This is a genomic window from Shewanella sp., from assembly GCF_051658185.1.
Lineage (GTDB): Bacteria > Pseudomonadota > Gammaproteobacteria > Enterobacterales > Shewanellaceae > Shewanella.
The window spans coordinates 1-5485 of the sequence record NZ_JBOFMC010000335.1; the positions used below are offsets into that span (position 1 = coordinate 1).

A 5485-nucleotide genomic window follows, 5' to 3' on the forward strand; every position below is an offset into this window, starting at 1 on the left:
AGAGCGGACGGGACTCGAACCCGCGCCCCCGGCCTGACAGGCCGTGCCAGTGTGACAAAGCCATTGAGCTAATTATTACACATTAGCAATTAATTGATTTTAAATCTATATAGTTACTGCCGTCCGGCCTAACGATTGAGTGTTATTAAGAGCAAGTTCACGGTCACAAAAGTTAATAAATTTAGCATTCAAATATCAACCATATTTTAAGATCATGTTTTGTGATTTAACAATCCATCGTCCCTTCGACATCAATATGCACCCAATTTATGCAGGAATAAACATTGGGGCTCCACCGGGCGGCATAGCAGTAAACTTAAATCACTTATTGAGCTCATTCAGAGGCAAGCCAAATCTAGAATTCACTTAGGCTAAGGATTGAACAAATATATTTGATTGATATGATGAAGGTATTAGTCACAAATTTGCGATATCAAATGACAAAGCATCAAAAAATACTTGCGCTTTTAGGGTGGATTTTAACCTGTTTCGGCACATCAGCTATTGGGGCGGCAGGATCTTTACAAGCAAAATCATTTTATGCTGGGTTAACTCAACCCGATTGGGCCCCTCCTGGTTGGCTATTTGGCCCTGTCTGGACAATATTGTTCGCAATGATGGCAATTGCAATATGGCGTGTTTGCAGCATTGCCACACGAAATGAATCACGCATAGCTACTTTGTTATTTCTCGCCCAACTCGCTTTAAATGCGCTCTGGAGCTGGCTATTTTTTGCTTGGCAAAGTGGTAGTTGGGCCTTTGTCAACATTATTCTATTGTGGGGACTTATCGTAAGTTGCATCGTGTTTTTTTGGCGGACAAGCAAACTGGGATCCTTGTTACTTGTCCCTTATCTATGCTGGGTCAGCTTTGCCGCAATGCTTAACTACAGCCTATGGCAAATGAACACGAATATCCTAAGTTGAATCCTTATATTTGTACGTGAGCCGTAGTCTTCCAAGTGGCAGTTTTTAATCCTGATAACACTATTTTTATACCGTAATCAATCGCCTTGCTTTACTGGATTAAGAATCATATGACCCAGAAGGTGCTGACACTGCAATGAGGCAAATGCGGACTGTTTGTCTACCATGCTGTCCGCAATACCAATACCATAACCTTTAAGATACAGAAGCAAATAAAATGCTCGCTGGGTCCCGTTGTCATGGGAAAGCAGGGCTGAATTAAGATAGGCATTCACTGCAAAATGGTCCACCTGATAGCCCATTCCCTTGGCCAAACGAGCACAGGTGATTAAACGCACCGATTCATTTTCCGGGCTGATGTCTTCTGAAGCACTGACGAAACCAGCCATGCCAATGCCTCCGCGCAAACCAATAATCTGCGATACTGCAGCCATTGTTAACATCACCCCGAGCAACAATCCGGCGATGGATGCCCATATAAGTTTGATACTGTTGTTCATTGATTACATGTCCTGAGTCTTAATAAACAAGGTCGCCATTATTGTCGTTTTGCTTATGTGGGTATAACGCAACGCTTTGAGTACCGCAAAATTTCCTTAGGGCGTATTGGCGTTGTACCGTTATTTTTACATCAGCGCTGATACCTGCCTTTATGCAAGGCAACGTCCAAACTGTATCGCTATTCAATGTTCAAAAGAGCCGACACATCATTTTTTCGGTATGACAGCATCCATCGGGGGGACACTAAAAACGGCCTGCCCCACAGTTTAGTGACCTCAACCAATAATAAACACAACCTTAATGTGTGTAGGAATTAAGTTTCATACTCACCAATCTGCTTGTGGCCGATAGATAATCCCCCGATAAGGGCTTCAGTGTTGCGATCTCACCCCTTCCTCAATCTGTCACCTTTTGCAATAAAGTTGGCGTATCTTGCAAATTAAATATCTTTTCTCGGTACTAGAATACTCAGGTCAAAACAAATTATTGAGGAACAATGTATGACAAACAAAACAGCATTGATTACTGGTGGAGCAACAGGCATCGGTAAAGCCACAGCTAAAAAATTGGTGAGTCAGGGCATCAATGTGGTTATCACAGGGCGCCGGGAAAAATTGGCCCAAGAAGCGATAACTGACATTGAGTCTAACGCCAAAAACAATGCGAAAATTAAGTTTGTTTACAACGACGTGACCGATGAAGCCTCTGTCAAAGCATTGATAGAAAACATTGTTACTGAGTTTGGAAGTCTGGATTTAGCTGTCAATAATGCAGGTATCTATAATGAAGCCGCGACACTCGATCAATCTGATACACAAAAATTCATCGATATGATTGATGTGAATGTTATGGGTGTCTACTACTGTATGAAGTCCGAGATTGCACAGATGCTAAAACAAGGTGGTGGAGCGATTGTAAACCTAGCATCTATTGCGGGTCTAAATGGTGTTCCGATGACAGGCACGTATGTTGCCACTAAGCATGCTGTTGTCGGGTTAACTAAATCCGCAGCAATAGATCATGCTGCCCAAGGTATCCGTATTAATGCTGTTGCACCGGGTGCAATCAGAACTGATATTATCGCCAAACAAATAGATGCAAATGAGGAAGGACTGGCTGCCATGCATCCAATTAATCGCTTGGGTAATCCAGAGGAAATCGCTAACGGCATTGCGTGGTTACTGTCTGACGAAGCCAGTTTTGTGACCGGCCATATCCTTAATATTGACGGTGGTTTCCAGGCGAAATGATAACCTCAGATCGTATAAAACTGCCCAGCGCTTTTTGGCTGGGCGTAGATCGGCTCGACATCAATCGTTCTCAATTAATAAAACAGGCTGAATTGCCCCTTTCAGTGGGGCTGGCGCAAGCGAAAGTTACCACAGCGCAGTTTTTCTCACTGTGGTCGGCGTTAGAGCAACTAAAAGGGCCTGATGTGGGTATTGAGCTTGCTAAAGGCCTTGATTGTAAGGTGTTGCCGCCTTCCTTTCTCGTTGCTTATCATGCCAAAAATTTCCGTGATGCTGTGCAACGAGTGGTTCGCTATAAATCCTTATGTGCGCCCGAAGAGCTAAAACTGCAATCGGACGATAAATACACTCAAATTCGACCTATTTGGCCGTTAGCTGGCGGTCACGCCCCACAAGCACTGACGGATGCGACCTTTGTTTCGATTATCGGACTTGGGCGTAACGGTACTGGAAACCCGATACAAAGTATCAAACTTGAGCTACGCAGAGCCAAGTCTCAAGCCATCGCGGACTACTTCCAATGCCCGATAAAGTGGAATGCGGCCCAGGATGTACTTTACATCAACAACCGCATGTTGGATTTGCCATTTATCCAGTTCAATGACGAACTGACCGAAATGCTGGATAAAGCGCTAAATGATGAGCTGAACCAGCAACAAACGAGTTCATCGATGTCTGATAAAGTACGTTGGTTGCTGCGCAAAAACCTCACCGCAGGTCGCCCTGAGCTAAAAAGTATCGCGCGTGAGCTGGCGATCAGTGAACGCACCCTACAACGACAGCTCAGCAGTGAAGGTGGCAGCTTTCAGGCAATCTTGTCCGCTACCCGTCATGAGTTGGCACTTGAGTATCTACGTGAAACGGACTATGACCTAAGCGAAATTGTTTACATGCTGGGCTATGAAGATCAAGCTTCATTTTTTCGGGCATTTCAAGCGTGGGAAAAAGTCACACCATCGAAGTGGCGTGAGGAACATCGAAAAGAAAACAGGTCAAATGCATCGTAAACACTGAGAGAGGAATAACATGAATGTATTGATTTTCGGTGCCAGCGGGATGGTTGGACAAGGCGCTTTGCGCGAAGCGCTGCTTGCTACTGACGTTGACCAGATTTTTGTGATCGGCAGAAGACCACTCGTTGACCATCATGAACGACTCACCCAGTTAATTTGTGAGGACTTTACCCAACTACCGCAAGTGATTGAACAACTTCCCGTTATCGACGCTTGTTTCTTTTGTCTTGGTCAGTCTTCTTCAGGGATGAGTGAACAACAGTATCACGCCCTCACATATGAACTTACCCTGTCGGCCGCTCAAGCCTTGGTGCAGAAGAATGCCAAGATGATATTCATCTACGTTTCCGGTGCGGGTACCGACAGCAGCGAACAAGGAAAAAGTATGTGGGCACGAGTCAAAGGCTCGACAGAAAATGTACTACTCGATTGTGGATTTTCTGCCGTGTACCTTTTCCGTCCTGCTGTTATCCAGCCTTTAGATGGTATTCTTTCTAAAACAGCTAGTTATCGAATTTTTTATCAGCTAATGCCCCCCCTATTTCCATTACTAAAGAGGCTGTTCCCTCAGCATATTTTGACGACACGCGATATGGGTCAAGCCATGCTCAACGCAGTGAGATACGGTTATCCGACCTCTATTTTAGAAGTCAAAGACATCGCAACATTAGCAAAACAATAATATTTCCTTTTGGCTCTTGGTGACGACAAAAGTCGGTCTTTTATCTCTGTAACCTGAGTTCGGTTTAACAAGCCATAACTGCAATAGCATTAAACTCTGTGTTAGTGATGTTCAATTGTGGCTTATTGTCTTTCAATTGATAGGCGATAAGTCCCGCAATCATATTGAGCATAAAACCATGCACACTGCGGTGTCTGGAGTGCTCTACCTGTGAGATATTTTTTGAATAGAATAAGTTGAAAGTGATGAATAAATTAGATCACACTTTAATGCGGATTGGGCTAATTGGACGGCTAGCAAGATACAAGATTGCCGGTTCTGGATCTTCTGCCCTAGTTATTGTGCCAAAGAACAGGCCTAAGTCACCGCGGATCAGCAGTAGCTCACGAACACAAAGCGATAAAGGATAAATTGCGAGGATAAAAAATCAAAAAGCCCAAGCTGTTTATAAGCTTGGGCTTCATGAATGTTGGCGGAGCGGACGGGACTCGAACCCGCGACCCCCGGCGTGACAGGCCGGTATTCTAACCAACTGAACTACCGCTCCAATTTTTATTACAACGCGATAATCGCATTATAATTTAATTTTCAACAACTTGACTGGCGGAGCGGACGGGACTCGAACCCGCGACCCCCGGCGTGACAGGCCGGTATTCTAACCAACTGAACTACCGCTCCACTCAAGTTGCGAAGAATAATACGGTCGCGACCAGCAAGCGTCAACCGTTTTTTTCACTGAATAGAATCGTTTAGCTAAAAAATCACCAACTCACGCTAAAAACATTGATGATTAGGCAATATCGGCGCCAATCGTTCTGCTGTTGGCGCCACCTTTTTAGCAACGCCCTATGTGCACTCACCCACTATTCTCACCCTGCGACCATACCCAGCAACTATTATAAATAACCATAACCCGCTATAAACAACCATTACCAGCAACCATGCCATGTTCAGTGACAATATTAAGAAGCCGCAAAACGCCACCGAGTTAATCACCACCCTATCCCCCGTAGGCGGGCATTAATCGGGCATGGTGAGATCGATTTCCTCCACAGACGTCGGTGCCGATTTTTTATGACGCCTCTCATCGATAAGCCGTTGCTCCGCTGCCGC

The 5485-nt window shown here is 44.8% G+C and carries 5 protein-coding genes, 2 tRNA genes and 1 pseudogene; 4 read left to right on the forward strand and 4 right to left on the reverse strand.

Annotated features, from left to right (window positions below):
- The first annotated feature begins 401 nt into the window (after positions 1-401).
- Positions 402-926 carry a TspO/MBR family protein gene (locus ACRCZA_RS12805; RefSeq protein ID WP_438674809.1) on the forward strand — a complete coding sequence of 175 codons (525 nt, stop codon included), beginning with the start codon at positions 402-404 and terminating at the stop codon, positions 924-926.
- A 77-nt stretch (positions 927-1003) separates the two neighbouring features.
- Here the strand turns inward: ACRCZA_RS12805 and ACRCZA_RS12810 are convergent, their stop codons facing one another.
- Complete coding sequence (locus ACRCZA_RS12810) at positions 1004-1426, reverse strand: hypothetical protein (RefSeq protein WP_438674810.1); 423 nt, start codon at positions 1424-1426, stop codon at positions 1004-1006.
- Between the two features lie 501 nt (positions 1427-1927).
- Between ACRCZA_RS12810 and ACRCZA_RS12815 the strand changes: the two genes are divergently transcribed.
- Genes ACRCZA_RS12815 through ACRCZA_RS12825 form a run of 3 tightly spaced genes read left to right on the forward strand, consistent with a single transcriptional unit; the run spans position 1928 to position 4372 of the window.
- Positions 1928-2677 (forward strand): SDR family NAD(P)-dependent oxidoreductase, encoded by a 750-nt coding sequence (locus ACRCZA_RS12815; RefSeq protein WP_438674811.1) that lies wholly within the window; start codon positions 1928-1930, stop codon positions 2675-2677.
- A complete protein-coding gene (locus tag ACRCZA_RS12820; protein ID WP_438674812.1) occupies positions 2674-3684 on the forward strand; it encodes a helix-turn-helix domain-containing protein in 1011 nt (336 codons plus the stop codon). Before ACRCZA_RS12815 ends, ACRCZA_RS12820 begins: the two co-directional genes overlap by 4 nt.
- 19 nt (positions 3685-3703) lie before the next feature.
- Positions 3704-4372, forward strand: a complete 669-nt coding sequence (locus tag ACRCZA_RS12825; RefSeq protein ID WP_438674813.1) for a hypothetical protein — start codon at positions 3704-3706, stop codon at positions 4370-4372.
- Between the two features lie 64 nt (positions 4373-4436).
- Here the strand turns inward: ACRCZA_RS12825 and ACRCZA_RS12830 are convergent.
- The 3 genes and pseudogenes from ACRCZA_RS12830 to ACRCZA_RS12840 form a co-directional block, all read right to left on the reverse strand.
- Positions 4437-4595, reverse strand: a pseudogene (locus ACRCZA_RS12830) (IS982 family transposase); the annotation flags it as partial.
- A gap of 247 nt (positions 4596-4842) precedes the next feature.
- Positions 4843-4919: transfer RNA gene (locus tag ACRCZA_RS12835), tRNA-Asp, on the reverse strand.
- 54 nt (positions 4920-4973) lie between these two features.
- Positions 4974-5050: transfer RNA gene (locus tag ACRCZA_RS12840), tRNA-Asp, on the reverse strand.
- Between the last annotated feature and the right edge of the window lie 435 nt (positions 5051-5485).